Below are 14,940 nucleotides of genomic sequence, written 5' to 3' on the forward strand. Positions count from 1 at the left end.
ATTTAAAACTCTAGTACGCGCTAGTTTTACCCATCTAATCATACTCTATTCATAAAATTGGCCTAGGTCACGCACCTTTGTCGAAAAGTGGTGCTGTGGCAAGCTTTGAGCAGCTGCGTTGCCTTCGCGCCGGGCCGCCTTCGCGGGTGCCTTTGGCTCGTTCCTCGCCAAGCGTTACGCCGCGCTACAACTTCACAGATGGCGGCGTTTTATTACCCCTCGCTCCTTGGCTTTGTACCGCACCCTTAAAGCTCTATCCCCTTTTGGGCCTTAATGCCTTGGTCTTTGAAGGCGTGTTTAACCACTTTCATTTCAGTGACGGTGTCGGCGAGGTCGATGAGTTGCTGTGGGGCGTAGCGGCCGGTGACGACGGCGTGTTGCATTGCTGGGCGGGCTTGTAGGTCGTCGAGTACTTGGTCTAGGTCTAGGTACTCGTAGCGCAGGGCGATGTTGAGTTCGTCTAGCAGTACCAGGTGGTAGCTTTCGTCTTGCAGCATGCGCTTGGATTCTGCCCAAGCGGCGTTGGCGGCGGCGACATCCTGTTCGCGGTCTTGAGTGTCCCAGGTGTAGCCCTGCCCCATTACGTGGTAATCCACGTTGGGCAAGTTGCGGAAGAACGCTTCTTCGCCGGTACTGAAAGCGCCTTTAATAAACTGCACCACGCCTACTTTCATGCCGTGCCCCAAGGCGCGGGCGAGCATGCCAAAACCGGAGCTGCTTTTGCCTTTACCGGGGCCGGTGAGCACTAGCAGCACACCCTGCTCTTTATCGGCGCGGGCGATGCGCTCGTTCATGATTTTCTGCTTGGCCGCCATGCGCTGGGCATGGCGTTCGGGGGTTTTGGCATTCTCGCGCATGGGGCATCCTCTTTATTAAAGCGCTTTATTAAGCTCTTAACTAGTTCAGGCTTTTAGTACGTAGCGCAACGTCTCAACCACCTGATCGGTCGTGGTGCACCAGGCTTGGGCTTGCGCGTCGACTTCTTTCAGCGGGTGAACGATGTCTTCGCTGTGCAGCGTGATGTAAGGCTTGGCCAAGGCAGCGCAATAGCCTGCATCGAAAGCAGCGTTCCACTGCTTGTACTGATCACCAAAACGAACGACAACCAGGTCGGCCTGCTCAATCATCGTACGAGTGCGAATGGCGTTCACTTTGGACGACTGGTGATCACGCCAGAAGCCATTGTCCGGTTTACCCAGGTGGTCACCGGCGGCATCAGAGGCTGCGTGGTCGGTTACTGGGGTGGTGAACACGATATCCAGGCCCGCTGCGTCAGCGCCGCGCTGAATTTCTTCGCGCCAGTCAGTGTGAATCTCGCCGGAAAGGTAGACGTAAAAGCTCATGGTGTTCTCCTGCTGAGTTAAATTCAGGTATGAAAGGCACACAGCATAGCGCAGTTCAATTTTATGGAAAAATCTTCCACAACCTTCGTTAACCGTTATTGATACTAATAGGCTGCCCGGTAAAAATATCCGCGACCAGCTTGGGCGCAGAGGGAAAGTAGCCGTGGAAGTAGCTTGCCACCAGCCCGCCTTCACGGTAAATCGGCTCGGCTTCGCTACCGGCCAGTTTGCGAGTGCGGGCCAGCGGCGTCATCGCGGTTTCAAGCAGTGAGTGGTGATAGGTGTGGCCGCGCAGCTCGCCTGCACCGGCGTGTAGGCTTTGTAGCCCTAGCGCGGTGAGTTTGCCTGCCATTTTCGCGGTGCCGTTGAGAAGTCCGAGCATAGCGTGGCTTTCGCCCTCGCCATCCACCAATTGCTCAACGCAGGCCATCAGGCCACCGCACTCTGCGAGTATCGGTTTGCCCGCGCGGTGATGGGCGCGAATTGCTTCTAACATGCTGTGGTTAGCGCTCAATTGAGCCGCGTTAAGCTCTGGATAGCCACCCGGTAACCAGAGCGCGTCGCACTCGGGTAACTGGCGATCAGTAAGCGGTGAAAAGAAGCTGACCTCTGCGCCCATGGCGCGCAGCACGTCTACATTGGCGCGGTAGATAAACGCAAAGGCGTCGTCTCGGGCAATCGCAATTCGCACACCGCTAAGGTAATCCGGCACCGGCGCTGGCGACTCCGCGCTCAGCGTGACCAGCTTGGGCAAGCGGTCTAAACCCGCTTCTCTCAATACCTCAGCGGCGGCATCCAATTGCGCATCCAGGCCGCTTAGCTCGCTGGCCTGTACCAGGCCCAAATGGCGATCAGGAATTTTCATCGCCTCATTGCGGGGAATGGCCCCCAGCAGCGCAATGCCTTCCGGCATGCTATCGGCGAGAAGTTTGCCGTGGCCGGGGCTGCCGACGCGGTTGGCGATCACTTCATGAATAGCTAGGTCGGGATGATAGTTGGCTAGGCCCTGCGCCACCGCGCCAAAAGTTTGTGCCATGCCCCAAGCATCGATCACCGGCAGCGCGGGGATGCCTGCCAAGATCGCCAAGTCGGCGCTGGAAGGCGAGCCATCGAACAGCCCCATGGAGCCTTCAACCAGAATCACATCTGCTTCCTGGGCGGCTTCGGCTAAGCGCCAGCGGCACTCCTCTTCGCCTGTCATCCAGGGGTGAAGCTGATACACCGGCTGACCGGAGGCCACTTCCTGAATCATGGGGTCAAGGTAGTCGGGGCCATGCTTGAACACCCGCACGGTAAGCCCTGCATTGCGGTGCAGCCTTGCCAGCGCCGCCGTGACCATTGATTTCCCCTGGCCGGAGCCAGGCGCACTGATGAGTGCTGCGTGTGCTTTGCCCTGAAACATAACGATCCTTTTAACGGTTAATGGTTAGCCCATTTGCATGCGTTAAGGGCTGAGTGTCGGCGGGTCGAACCTTTCTTTGCTAAGGTGAAGGTCTTAATTTGATTCTATGTTCCGCTTCGTTTCACCAACCGGGGTTACCGCATGCGTATTCTATTTACTGGCGGCAGCGGCAAGGCTGGCCGACATGCCACTGCTTATCTTCGCGATCAAGGGCACCGAGTCACCAATCTGGATTGGGTGCCGTCTGACGTGCCCGGCATCACTACCCTGAAAACCGACCTGACCGATGCCGGGCAGGTGTTCAACGCGTGCCACGCCTACGCTGATTTCGACGAGCTTGAGCCAGGCACCGGCGTGCCGCGTTACGATGCCATTGTTCATTTCGCCGCCATCCCTGCCATCCTGCATCGGCCGGATAATGAGACCTACCGCATCAATACACTGAGCACCTACAACGTGCTGGATGCCGCCACCAAACTGGGCATTCCCAAGGTTATCTTCGCTTCCAGCGAGACCACCTACGGGGTCTGTTTCGCCGATGGCGAGAAGAAACCGGACTACCTCCCCATCGATGAAGAGCACCCCACTGTGCCTCAAGACAGCTACGCCATGAGCAAGGTGGTCAACGAGGTGACCGCGCGCTCCTTCCAGGCGCGCTCCGGCATCGACATCTACGGCCTGCGCATCAACAACGTTATCGAGCCCCACGAGTACCGTCAGAACTTTCCGGCCTACATGGATGACCCCGCCCTACGCCGCCGCAACATTTTCGCCTACATCGACGCCCGGGACCTGGGCCAGATGGTCGATTGCTGCCTGAAAACGGATGGCCTTGGCTACCAGGTGTTCAACGTCGCCAATGACGATCTATCGGTTAGCCTGACCAGCGCCCAAGTGATTGAGCGCTTCTACGCCGGCGTGCCTATCAAGCGCGAAATGGGCGAATTCGAGACTTTTTATAGCATCGAAAAAGCCCGCCGATTGGTCGGCTTCGCACCCCGCCACGCCTGGCGGGATGAGCTGGCGCAGTAAGTATTACTCTTTTATCGGCACAAACACCGGCGCACCATCTACCTCTACCACCGCTAGCTTTTGGCGGTAGAGGCTTTCTAACGCACTGGGCACCAGCATGCTATCTCGCGGGCCCCAGCACGCCTCGCCATTGGGATACAGCAGCAGCACGTGGTCACACCAGCGGGCAGCGAGGTTTAGGTCGTGCAAACACATGATGACCGCGCGCCCCTGGGCGGCTTGGTCTGCCATTAACGCCATCACGGCACTCTGATGATGTAGATCCAAATGGTTAGTCGGTTCATCCGCCAGCCACACATTGGGAGCCTGGGTCAGCACGGTGGCAATCGCCACCCGCTGGCGCTCCCCCCCAGAAAGTGTGCTCACCAAGCGGTCGCGTAGATGCGCTACATCCAGGCGCTCCAGGGCAGCTTCGGCGCGGGCGTAGTCATCGGCGCCCTCCATCTGCCACGGTGAGAGATAGGGATGACGGCCAATCAGCGCCGTTTCCAGCACGGTCGCGGGAAAGCCATCCTGGCGGTCCTGAAACACCAATCCCAATCGCTGAGCAACGTGGCGGCGGCGCAGTTGACCAAGCACGGATTCGTTAAGCTGAACGCTGCCTGAACGCGGCGCATGAAGCCCGGCCAGGGTATGTAATAGCGTTGTTTTACCCGCACCGTTGGGCCCTAACACACCCCACACTTGCCCTGGCTCGATGTTTATATTAAGCGGCGTACCGCCTTCGCGGCCGGGCACGTCGATGATGAGATCGCGGGTAGTCAGTACGCTCATCAGCGGCTCCGGTAGAGCAGGAACAGGAAGGTGGGTACGCCCAATAGCGCCGTGATGACCCCAACGGGCAGCTGTTCCGGGGCGATCATGGTGCGCGCCAAGGTATCTGCCAGCACTAACAGCGTGCCACCTGCCAATGCACAGGCGGGCAGTATCAGCCGCTGGTCGTTACCTAACAGCAGACGCAGCATATGCGGCACCACTAAACCAACAAAACCTATGCTGCCAGCCGTGGTGACTGCAGCGGCGGTCAGTAAACTAGCGGCAACGTAGATACACCACTCAAGCGGCCGAACCGCAACGCCCAGCGCGGCGGCTTGCTGCGGGCCACGGGCCAGCACATTCAGGCTACGCCCAAGCGGAATCAACACCACGCAGGTGACAAGTAACAACAGTAGCGGCGGCCAAGGCGTGCGCGCATAAGAGAGATCGCCCATCAGCCAGTAGAGCATACCCGGCAGGCGCTCAGCGGGGCTTAACGCCAGCATCAGCGTTATCACCGCGCCCCAGCCCGCGGCAACGACGACGCCGGTGAGCAGCAGCCGCGAAGGTGTCCAGCCGCCGCTGCCGTGGGCCAAACCGAAGACTAAAAACGTCGAAAATAGCGCACCGCCAAACGCCGACCCCGAAATAGCCAGCCCGCCTAACCCACCTAGCATGGCCGCCAGGGCGCCTATAGAGGCACCGCCGGAAAGTCCGAGTACATAAGGGTCAGCAAGTGGATTGCGCAGTAATACCTGCATTAGCGCTCCGGCTACCGCCAACAAACCACCCACGGCAAACGCCGAGAGCGCTCTGGGCAAGCGCAGCTCCATCACCATAGTGCGCGCCAGTGCATCGCCCTCACCTTGCAACAAGTCCCAAATTTGCGCAGGAGAAATCTGCGCGCTGCCGACGCCAATAGCGATGATTATCGAAGCCAGCGCCGCTAGCAGTAGCAGGCTAAGGGGGAAACCCAGGCGCGCTAGCATTAGCTGCGCTCACGTTTTTGACGTGCGATGTCGAGCTTTTCACAGAGGAGTTGTGTGCCCTCCATCAGGCGTGGCGTGGGCCGCTGAATCAGTGAAGGCGGCACAAAGAAAAGGTTATCTTCCGCAACCGCTTTCAAGTTGGCGTACTGCTCCCAATGCGTCAGCCAGTGGCGGTTCTCTTCGCCCATGCCACCCGCCACGATCGCTTCGGGATTGGCTGCCAATACAGCTTCATCGTCGATACGCGGCACAAGGCGCGTTTGCTCGCCAAACACATTCTTACCGCCACAAATCTCAACCACCTGACCGATAAGGTGCTGGTCGTTAACGCTCATTAATGGCTCATCCCACACTTGGTAGAAGGTAGGCACTGGCTCGCGATCTCGATAGCGCTCTTCAAGGGCATTCATGGTCGTACGGAAATTATCGGCCACCGCTTGCCCGGCCGTTTCCGTTCCTGCCAGCCGCGCCAGGCGTTCGATGGCGCTGGCCACGCCATCCATATCGCGAGGTTCTATATAGAACACCGGCATGCCCAAGGCTTCGAGGGTTTCAAGCTGTTCAGCGGGGTTGCCGGTTACCCAACCAATCACTAAATCCGGCGCCAAGCCCACCAGCTTTTCTAAATCAATTCGGGTGTGACTGCCCACCGATTCCACTTGTTTGGCTTCCGGCGGATAGTCGCTATACGAGACGACGGCGACCACCTGATCCCCCGCGCCAGCCGCATAGGTCAGCTCGGTTGCGCCAGGCGAGAGCGTGGCAATTCGCTGGGCAGCATTGTGAAGACAGACCTCACGATCACGATCATCCACTGCGCAGCGCGAATGGTCGTGTGCCAGCGCCACCGCTGTCATCAATAGCAGCGCGAGGCCCAAGGCCCCGCGCGCTAATCCACTCTTTTTATTGACCAAAGTGAACACTCAAGAACCCTGCTCGGCCGGCGTTAATGTAGTCACTCGTCGTTTCATACTCTTTATCAAAGGCATTTTCTACCGTAACACGCGCCGTCCAGAGAGGCGCAAACTGCCAACCTGCCCGCAGGTTAACCAGCCCATAGCCATTCAAGCGCTGGGTGTTAGCGGCATTATCGTAGCGGTGATTTTGCGCCACTAATGAACCACCCAGCGACCAATCACCAAGCTCGCGGTCTGCATCCAAGCGCACACTTTGGGTGGCGCGGCGGGCTAACCGATTGCCGGTATCCTTATCTTCTGGGTCCAGGTAGGTAAAGGCGGCTTGCAAGGTCCAGTCGCTGATTTCGACACCACTGGAAAGCTCGGCACCGCGAATACGCGCATGATTGACGTTTTGCGGCGCCCATAATCCGCTGGGCGTCGGTGCCCAAGCAATCAGGTCATCGTAGTCATTTTGAAAGGCGGCCAAGTCCCAGAACCACTGGCTGTATTGGCCGCGAATGCCTACCTCAACGGTTTTAGACGTTTCCGGGTTGAGATCAGGGTTGCCAGAATTCGGCCAATAGAGGTCATTAAAGCTCGGCGCTTTAAAGGCGGTGCCTAAACTCGCGCGCAGCGTATGATAATTATCCAGGTCGTACCCCAACGCCAGACTGCCGGTGACTTCATCGCCATAGGCTTCGTTATCGTCGTAACGCAGGCTTGCTTGAATGGCGAACGGTGAAAAATCGAGCAGCCCTTGGGTAAACACAGCGGTATTATCGCGACTGGTAACATCAAAATCGTTGGTGCTTGAAACGCGGTCTTCGCTGATTTCAGCGCCAGCGATCAATTCGTGAGCGCCAAACTGAAAATTGTTCTGCCAGCGGGCGGTTTGGGTGCGGGTATCAATCACTGAACCACCGAAATTATCGATGGTGTCCAGTTCATCGCGGGCTTCGCTAAGCGTTAGGCGACTTTGCCAGGTATCGGTTATCGGCAGTTCGCCATAAATACCCGCTACCTGCTGGACGAAGTCATTCTCTCCGCCATCATATTCGTTGTTACCGCGAGCACGCAGCGCCAGCACACCAACCTCAGCACCGCTTTCAAAGGTATGCGCAACGCGGGCCAGCGCAGAAGTGTTGTCGTAGCCTTTGTCTTCACCACCCCGACGAATGGGCTGGCCGTCGGTATTGAAATGACTACCGGCAAAGCTGTAGCGCGTGCCTCCTTCGCGGCCAGAAACGCCTGCGCTTAACCGCTGGGTATTAAATGAACCACCGCCGACTGAAATTCTGGGTTGCGGACCCTCTTCATCACCATCCGGCGTAAAGAGCTGAATGACACCGCCGACCGCATCTGCACCGTAAAGGCTACCGCGCGGGCCGCGTACGATTTCAGCGCGGTCAAACATACGTGGATCTAAATACTGAAACGCGGCACCGCCGGCCGTTGCAGAGCGCAGACGAATGCCATCAATCATTAGCACGGAGGCATCGCTAGGCGCACCACGCAGGTAAACGCTGCTGCTTTTGCCAAAGCTGCCGTTGCTAGTGATATCAACACCCGGCTGGCCGCGCAGAAGATCGGTCAGGCTGGTGGGGTCTTGGCGGCGAAAAGTAGCTTCATCCAATACGCTAACGGAAGAGAGACTCTCATTGGCGGTACGAGGGGCTAATGCAGCAGTCACAACGACAGGATCTAGCGCGGCTAATTCGGTCGTCGCTTCAGCATATTGGGCCTGGGCAGAAAAGGAGATGGCTAGCGGTAAAGCAGCCATACAAAACGCCGCCCGTTTGGCGGTCGTGTGAAAACGGTGATTCATGTGAGATCCCTTGCTCGTCGTGCTCACCCGCACAACGCAGTTTTTTTGACCGAGCGCAGGGCAAAACAAGGGAGTAACGATAGCGTTGCGCCATCGTTCACTGCCCTAAGAACGCCCTCCGCGCCTCGGCATGGTGTGGTTCAGTTAGAACCATTACTCTCGGGCCGGTCTCCGGGCTGACGAGCGAAAGGTAGCTCTAGCAAGCAGAGCAACTCTTTTCCGAACGACCACCTTCCCGTGCGTGAGCACAGTGGCGTATTAGCCGTTCTTATCTCGATCACCGTTGCGGGGGCAGCGTTGGAATCACACACAAAGTGTTCACCAACTTCCCGTTTCACTAGCGGCTGTTTAACCGCCAGCACCTGAGAATGGGCGTAAACTAGCAACTTGACCAAGGGAGGTCAATTTAATTGGTGCGGGAGGTAAGCCGCTCAAGAAAGCGGCCAGTGGCTATTTGAGCGCCATTACTAACCCATGGCGGACATACCATACCTGTTCAGCCTGGACGGTGGCGCCTTGGGTGAACCAGCCATTGAGATCACGCAGGCGGCGCTTTTCGGGTTGCATGGGTACAATCCCACGGCCAACCTCGTTGGCAATGAAGATTAACGACGCATTTAGCGCCTCGGCGCGCTGGCAGAGCGCAGCCATATCGCCCTGCCACTGTTGGCGCAGAGCATCGTTATCATCACGCTCAAGGGCAGCACCAAGCCACTCAAGCACGCCGGTGATGACAAGCGGGGTATTGGCTACTAGCGCTTGCTGGCTATCGCTGAAAGGCTGTGCAGCATCAAGCCGCCACCACTGCGCTTTGGGAAAACGTGCGGCTACGGCGTCGCGTTTGCCAGCGCAGGCACCGCCGATGAAGAGCTGCATTGCCATTCCCCTTTTCCATGTTCGTCTTTTTGATAAATAAGCTGCCAGCGCCTGCCTTGGGCTTGAAGCACCGTGCCATCCCAAAAGTGGATCGTTTCAAAACGTCGGCGAAGCTCACGGATCACGCCGCCGTGGGTGACAGCCAGTATCTTTTTGTGACCATTGGCATGAGCATTCGTCGCCAGATCATGAAGCCAGCCATCCAGACGCTCGCGCAGTTGAGCCGCCGATTCGCCGCCGGGAATTTGCAGCTCACCCACGCTATCAATCCAGGCACGATAATGGGATAGGTCTTTCAGCTCGTCATAAACCTTGCCTTCATATTCGCCAAAATCGAGTTCCCGCAGGCGTGGCTCAAGAGTGAGTGGCACGCCAGCCTTAGCGACGTCAGCCCACGCCAGGGTTTGTTGGCAGCGGTTAAGGTCGCTTGAGTAGATAGCATCGAACGGCTCATCCACCAGTGCGTCACGCAGCAACAACAGCCCCGCTTCAGCATCGGGAAACAGCAGCGGAATATCGCGCTGACCTTGATAACGACGCTCTAAATTCCAAGCGGTGATACCATGGCGAACTGCCACCAGCTCCACAGTAAGATCAGTAGCCAAAGTTCTCCCCCTTCGATGGTGGCGCCTACCATATCGCCATTAATTCCGTTAAACAGTCGCAACATTAGCCAGCGGATTAGTAACACAAAAACAGTGACCGTTAGCACCATCAACACTATCGCGGGCGCTAGCAGTGCCATCAGCACGATCGGCACCAACGCAAGCGCCACATCCTGGCCGCTAAGCGACTGCTGCCAGCTCCAGGCCAAGCCCTTCTGCTGGGCGCAGGGTGTTAGCACCAGTAACGCCACGCCTACCCAGCGCCCTAGCGCGGGGACGACTAATAGCCACCACCAGGGTGCGTGATAAGCCAGCAGTGCCCACAGCAGCACGCCCTTCCAGGCAAGCAGAAACACCAGCGCCAACATACCAAAGCTGCCGATTTGCGGGTCTTTCATGATTTCCCAACGGCGCGCCAGGGGCTGATTACTGCCCAGCGCATCGGCGATATCCATGGCGCCGTCTAGGTGCAGCCCACCCGAAATCGCCACCCAAAGGCTTAGCAACGTCAGCGCGGTGATCGGCGCGGGAACTTTGTGCATCCCCATCGCGACCAGCGCTAGCACAGTGCCAATCAACAGCCCCACTAACGGATAAGCGCGTACAGCCCATCGTCGGGTTTCAGGGGTCCAGGGCGCAGCGATTGGAATAGGAATTCGCGTTAGAAACTGTAGCGCCAGCACCACTCCAAACAGCGCGTTTTTCAAAACGACAGCTCCTTCGTTAACAGCACTTTTGCGGGGCGCTTCCACTCAACCGAACAGCCAGCAACCACTTCTATTACCGAGTCCGCCTCTTTCGCTAGCCAGCGGTGGGCGCGTTGAAGAAACGCCAGATAACGCCAAGTTTCAGCATCCGAGGGCGGCAGCACTTCGTTGATATCATTGGAAACAATCACTAGATAGAGGCCGCGCGCTCGGGCATCGGCAAGTGCGCTTGCCAGCAGCGCCAAGCCCTCCTCTTCGCTTAGCTTACTGGCATACAGCACTTGGCTGGCCCAGAGCGTTAAGCAATCAAGCAGCACGGCGCTACCATTGGGCACGTTGGCGATCGCTTGATCAATGGCAAGTGGCTCCTCCAGCGTTTCCCACTGAGTGCTCTGCCACTCCTCTTGTCTGGATTGACGATGACGAGCCACGCGCGCGGCCATTTCGTCGTCGTATACGTCTGCGGTGGCTAAGTAGTAACAGGGCGAACTGCCCGCGGCATTCACTACCTGCTGCTCAGCGACATCGCTTTTACCCGAACGCGCCCCACCGCTAACGAAGACAATCATTGAGCACCTTTTTCAGCAGGTTGATTAACCGCTGATTAGCAGGCGCATCGCGCAGCGCCACCCTAAGCCATTCGCCATTAAGTCCGGCAAAATTGTGGGTATGGCGCAGCAGCACGCCGCCGCGCAGTAGCCGCTCAAACAGCGCATCGCTGGTCATTTCGTGGTTAGCGCTAGGACGGATAAGAAAAAAACATGCCTGGCTGGGCACCACCTCTAAACCCAACTCAGTAAGCGCTTGAGCCATACGCGGGCGCTCACTGGCCAACCACCGCTGGGTACGCCGAGCAAAGGCATCATCTTCCAGCAGTGGTGCCACCAATTCAGCCGCCAGGTGATTAACGCTCCAGGGCGGTTGGTGGGCCTGTGCCGCTTGGACTGTGGCTGCATCCGCCAGCAGGTAGCCCAGCCGGAGACCTGGCAGGGTATAAAATTTGGTCATGGAGCGCAGCAAGATCAGATGCGGATAGCGCGCCAATAACGTTGTCAGCGGTGCCTCACCTTGGATGTTATCCACCATATCAATAAAGGCTTCATCGACCACCACGCGACAATTCAAAGCAGCGGTGTGCTCTAGCAGTACCACCATGGTCGAGAAGTCGATTAGTGTCGCGGTAGGATTATTGGGGCGGCATAGAAACAGCACATCGGTGTCGGTTAATGCTGCCAGCAGCGCATCAATATCCAGACTGAAATCCAGTGGGGACAGCGGAATCTCGTTGATCGAAAGCCGATGGGCGCAACAGGCGCGGGCATACTCGCCAAAGCTCGGGGTAATAATCGTCGCCCGTTGGCCGGCATGCAGTGCAGCGGCTAGAAATATTGCTTCAGCGCCGCCATTCGTCAGTAACACCTGTTCGGGTTGAAGCTGGTGATGGGCGGCGATGGCCTGACGAGCAGCGGCATAATCCGGCGATGGGTAATGTTCAAGGCCCGCTAGCCGCCGCGTTAGCCAATCGCGTACCCATGCGGGCGGCCCCAGCGGATTGAGGTTGGCGCTAAAATCTTCCAGGCGGTGGTCGACGGGCAACTCAAAATGGGCAAGCAGTCCTTCGGCTTGGCCGCCATGCCTGGGCCATGGAGAGCCTGTCCATGAAGAGCTGGGCCATACAGGTGTACTCATAGTCGCCCCTGAAAAGTGAATATTAGCCCAGCGATCACGCCCACTGACAGCAGCAAAAATAGCATCCAAGCGCCGCGCATTAATCGAAGTGTGGCACTGATATGCATAACCTCAAGTACTTCAAGCGGCTCACCCAGAGTGGCACGATGGGAAGCCACGCCCTGATAGAAATTGGTGCCGCCCAGTTGCACACCGAGCAACCGGGCGACCATGGCCTCCGGCCAACCGGCGTTAGGGCTCGGGTGACGCGGCGCATCCTGGCAGGTACCGCGCAGTGCGCCTCGCCAGCGCAGTTTCAATATGCCTGACGCACTGAGTAATAAACCTGCGAGCCATAAATACAGCGCCGTTAAGCGTGCCGGTAGCCAGTTGGCTATATCGTCCAGCTTCGCTGAGGCAAAACCAAAGTCAGCGTAGCGCTCGTTTTTGTAGCCTACCATTGAATCCAGAGTATTCACTGCCTTATACGCCAGGGCTAGCGGCGCCCCGCCAATCAGGGCAAAAAACAGCGGTGCGGTAATGCCGTCGACAGTGTTTTCAGCCACGGTTTCCACTGTGCCCCGGGTGATCTCTGCCTCGCCTAAGTGTTGCGTATCGCGCCCGACAATCATCCCCAGCGCCTTGCGTGCGGTAGGTAAATCGCCTTTGGTCAGCGGCGCAACCACGGCGCGGGCTGCATCGCCCAGCCCTTTAATAGCCAGCGTGGTGGAGAGCAGCCAAAGCTCTACGATCAGTGCCAAACCGGGATGCAACTGCGTTAGCACCCAGAGCAGCAGCCAGCTAACTCCCCATACGCCGCCGACCACAATGATACTTAACATGAAACCACTGACTCTGCGCTGTTGCGCCGTGCCGCGATTCCACAGCTGCTCAAAGCTGCTGATAAACCGCCCGATTAGCACCACTGGATGCGGTATTGAGCGTGGATCGCCAACCACTAAATCGATCGCTATCGCAAGCATCACCAGGACGATACTTGATAGTGCGAAAGGCATGTTCATAGAGGCATCTCATTAGTGCTGGCTAGCGAGTTCAGCGTTGCTTGATAAACCGCCCTTCCAATCGCTCGACCAAGAACCGTTCCTGAACCTGCATAGGGAGTGAGTTCTCCGCGCTGGGTGGCTGCCACACAGACACAATCCGTCGACGTGCCGGTAGCCGCTGTCCCGCTAAATGTATCGATAACGCCAGCCTTAGAGAGCGCCTTAACCTTAGCCTCTGTAACCGACATACACGCATTCACTAGCGCACCATCGGTCAGTTGGGCGTCGATAAACACAAAAACGTTGATAGTGCCCGCTACTAGGCGGGGATCTTGTGAGTGAAGCGCGGTGATATCCACCGCATTGCCCACCCCCGCTGTCACCAGCGCCATGACGCCATGGTCTAACTGCGCCAATGGCATGCTGACGATGGAAGCGTTGCTTAAACGCACTGCAGTCATCATGCCAACGGATGAGGCAGGCAGCCCCTGGGCAATCAACCAGCCACTAAGATCTGCCTTGGGAGCACGCCCATCGTAACGGTAATCAACATGAAAGTTGGCAAAGTGCCGTTTGCTGCCAAAACCATCGCCTATCAGGGCGCTGCTCAGAGTGCGCAGCGGTAACTGAGAGGTTATCGCCAAGCACTGCTCGCTTTGCGAGAGCGTTAATGGCTGGCTGAAGGGAAGCGTTTCCAACGTGGTCATAGGGCAGCTTTATCACTCACACCGGCATCGGTGAACGTGGCCATTTCTGCCATCATCGCTGCCGCTGCTTGCAGCAACGGGTATGCCAGCGCAGCGCCGCTGCCTTCACCTAGCCGCATGCTCATATCGAGCAGCGGCCTAGCCTCCAACGCTTTTAACGCCACATCATGGCCGGGCTCCTGGGAGCGGTGGCCAAATATTAGATAGTCACGCACTGCCGGGGAGATTCGGCAGGCGGTCAGCGCAGCCACGGTGGCAATAAAGCCGTCCACAATGGCGGGTAACCGCTGAGCCGCTGCGGCCAGATAAGCACCGGTCATCGCGGCAATCTCCAGACCACCCAGTTTGGCGAGCACCTCTAAAGGTGCCAGCGGGTCAGCGTTGCGCGCAGCGATAGCACGTTCAATCACCGCCACTTTGTGTGCCTGCTGTCGCTCATTAATCCCGGTTCCCGCGCCTACCACGCTTGCCACCGACTCTCCTGTTAGCACTGCTAATATCGCGCTGCTGGCAGTGGTATTGGCAATGCCCATTTCACCGACGATGAGGCACTTGGCCCCCGCCCTTTTTGCTCGCTCCACGGCTGCCACACCCACATCTATTGCCTCAATAGCTTCCGCCGTTTGCATTGCGTCCTCCTTCACCATATTCGCTGTGCCATGGCGAACGTTGGCGGAGGTCACCCCCGTGATTGTTAACGTCGACGCCACGCCAACATCGACTATTTCAACAAGTGCATTAATCTGCCGAGCAAAGACATTAATTGCCGCCCCGCCGTTGGCAAAGTTGGCCACCATCTGCGCAGTCACTTCTTGCGGGAACGCGGAGACACCTTCAGCCGCCACCCCATGATCCGCGGCAAATACGATAACGGCTGGCGGCGTCACGCTGGGCTTGAGCTCACCGGTGATGGCGCTCAGCTGAATGGCTAGCCCCTCCAAAGCACCCAGGCTACCTGGCGGCTTAGTGAGCGTATCCAGATGGCGTTGTGCTTGTTCACCGGCATGGGAATTAACTGACTGAATGTGGTCAACAATGGCGTGCATGCAGGCTCCAGCCCACTAGGGGTCATCAAACAATCAAATTCAGCGCCAAAAGGGTAGCAAAAGCCTGGGTGCTATACTTGC

The 14,940-nt window shown here is 57.6% G+C and carries 16 protein-coding genes and 1 riboswitch; of the genes, 1 reads left to right on the forward strand and 15 read right to left on the reverse strand.

The genetic code is table 11. The features are described from left to right. Window positions 1-245 precede the first annotated feature (245 nt). The 3 genes from cobO to MLE19_RS16830 form a co-directional block, all read right to left on the reverse strand. Window positions 246-857, reverse strand: coding sequence for a cob(I)yrinic acid a,c-diamide adenosyltransferase (gene cobO / locus MLE19_RS16820; protein ID WP_240719284.1), 612 nt, complete (start codon window positions 855-857; stop codon window positions 246-248). A 45-nt stretch (window positions 858-902) separates the two neighbouring features. Continuing rightward, a complete protein-coding gene (locus MLE19_RS16825; RefSeq protein WP_240719285.1) occupies window positions 903-1,343 on the reverse strand; it encodes a YtoQ family protein in 441 nt (146 codons plus the stop codon). 88 nt (window positions 1,344-1,431) lie between these two features. Beyond that, entirely contained in the window at window positions 1,432-2,745 is a 1,314-nt protein-coding gene (locus MLE19_RS16830) for a cobyrinate a,c-diamide synthase (protein WP_240719286.1), read from the reverse strand. A 141-nt stretch (window positions 2,746-2,886) separates the two neighbouring features. On the opposite strand from MLE19_RS16830, the gene MLE19_RS16835 reads away from it, so the two are divergent. After that, window positions 2,887-3,777, forward strand: a complete 891-nt coding sequence (locus MLE19_RS16835; RefSeq protein WP_240719287.1) for an NAD-dependent epimerase/dehydratase family protein — start codon at window positions 2,887-2,889, stop codon at window positions 3,775-3,777. A 3-nt stretch (window positions 3,778-3,780) separates the two neighbouring features. Here MLE19_RS16835 and MLE19_RS16840 read toward each other — a convergent pair whose 3' ends face one another. From MLE19_RS16840 to cobT, 12 genes are all read right to left on the reverse strand, one after another. Continuing rightward, window positions 3,781-4,551, reverse strand: coding sequence for an ABC transporter ATP-binding protein (locus MLE19_RS16840; RefSeq protein ID WP_240719288.1), 771 nt, complete (start codon window positions 4,549-4,551; stop codon window positions 3,781-3,783). Beyond that, the gene (locus MLE19_RS16845) at window positions 4,551-5,522 is read right to left on the reverse strand and encodes a FecCD family ABC transporter permease (RefSeq protein WP_240719289.1); all 972 of its coding nucleotides are present in this window, start codon (window positions 5,520-5,522) and stop codon (window positions 4,551-4,553) included. The genes MLE19_RS16840 and MLE19_RS16845 overlap by 1 nt, the downstream gene beginning before the upstream one ends. Next, on the reverse strand, window positions 5,522-6,445 hold the full coding sequence (locus MLE19_RS16850; protein WP_240719290.1) for a cobalamin-binding protein: 924 nt from the start codon (window positions 6,443-6,445) through the stop codon (window positions 5,522-5,524). The genes MLE19_RS16845 and MLE19_RS16850 overlap by 1 nt, the downstream gene beginning before the upstream one ends. Continuing rightward, window positions 6,426-8,246, reverse strand: a complete 1,821-nt coding sequence (locus tag MLE19_RS16855; RefSeq protein ID WP_240719291.1) for a TonB-dependent receptor domain-containing protein — start codon at window positions 8,244-8,246, stop codon at window positions 6,426-6,428. The genes MLE19_RS16850 and MLE19_RS16855 overlap by 20 nt, the downstream gene beginning before the upstream one ends. A gap of 145 nt (window positions 8,247-8,391) precedes the next feature. Beyond that, window positions 8,392-8,627: riboswitch (cobalamin riboswitch) on the reverse strand. A gap of 69 nt (window positions 8,628-8,696) precedes the next feature. Next, window positions 8,697-9,122: a bifunctional adenosylcobinamide kinase/adenosylcobinamide-phosphate guanylyltransferase gene (locus MLE19_RS16860; RefSeq protein WP_240719292.1), complete on the reverse strand. Its 426-nt coding sequence runs from the start codon at window positions 9,120-9,122 to the stop codon at window positions 8,697-8,699. Continuing rightward, a complete protein-coding gene (locus MLE19_RS16865; protein ID WP_240719293.1) occupies window positions 9,074-9,727 on the reverse strand; it encodes a histidine phosphatase family protein in 654 nt (217 codons plus the stop codon). The genes MLE19_RS16860 and MLE19_RS16865 overlap by 49 nt, the downstream gene beginning before the upstream one ends. Next, window positions 9,664-10,434, reverse strand: a complete 771-nt coding sequence (gene cobS / locus MLE19_RS16870) for an adenosylcobinamide-GDP ribazoletransferase (protein ID WP_240719294.1) — start codon at window positions 10,432-10,434, stop codon at window positions 9,664-9,666. Before cobS ends, MLE19_RS16865 begins: the two co-directional genes overlap by 64 nt. Then, window positions 10,431-11,003, reverse strand: coding sequence for a bifunctional adenosylcobinamide kinase/adenosylcobinamide-phosphate guanylyltransferase (locus MLE19_RS16875; protein WP_240719295.1), 573 nt, complete (start codon window positions 11,001-11,003; stop codon window positions 10,431-10,433). Before MLE19_RS16875 ends, cobS begins: the two co-directional genes overlap by 4 nt. Then, on the reverse strand, window positions 10,987-12,123 hold the full coding sequence (gene cobD, locus MLE19_RS16880; RefSeq protein ID WP_240719296.1) for a threonine-phosphate decarboxylase CobD: 1,137 nt from the start codon (window positions 12,121-12,123) through the stop codon (window positions 10,987-10,989). The genes MLE19_RS16875 and cobD overlap by 17 nt, the downstream gene beginning before the upstream one ends. Next, window positions 12,120-13,124: an adenosylcobinamide-phosphate synthase CbiB gene (gene cbiB, locus MLE19_RS16885; protein ID WP_240719297.1), complete on the reverse strand. Its 1,005-nt coding sequence runs from the start codon at window positions 13,122-13,124 to the stop codon at window positions 12,120-12,122. The genes cobD and cbiB overlap by 4 nt, the downstream gene beginning before the upstream one ends. Beyond that, entirely contained in the window at window positions 13,121-13,813 is a 693-nt protein-coding gene (locus tag MLE19_RS16890) for an adenosylcobinamide amidohydrolase (RefSeq protein ID WP_240719298.1), read from the reverse strand. The genes cbiB and MLE19_RS16890 overlap by 4 nt, the downstream gene beginning before the upstream one ends. Then, window positions 13,810-14,859, reverse strand: a complete 1,050-nt coding sequence (gene cobT / locus MLE19_RS16895; protein WP_240719299.1) for a nicotinate-nucleotide--dimethylbenzimidazole phosphoribosyltransferase — start codon at window positions 14,857-14,859, stop codon at window positions 13,810-13,812. The genes MLE19_RS16890 and cobT overlap by 4 nt, the downstream gene beginning before the upstream one ends. Between the last annotated feature and the right edge of the window lie 81 nt (window positions 14,860-14,940).

It is taken from the genome of Vreelandella neptunia, from assembly GCF_022489065.1.
GTDB lineage: Bacteria > Pseudomonadota > Gammaproteobacteria > Pseudomonadales > Halomonadaceae > Vreelandella > Vreelandella neptunia_A.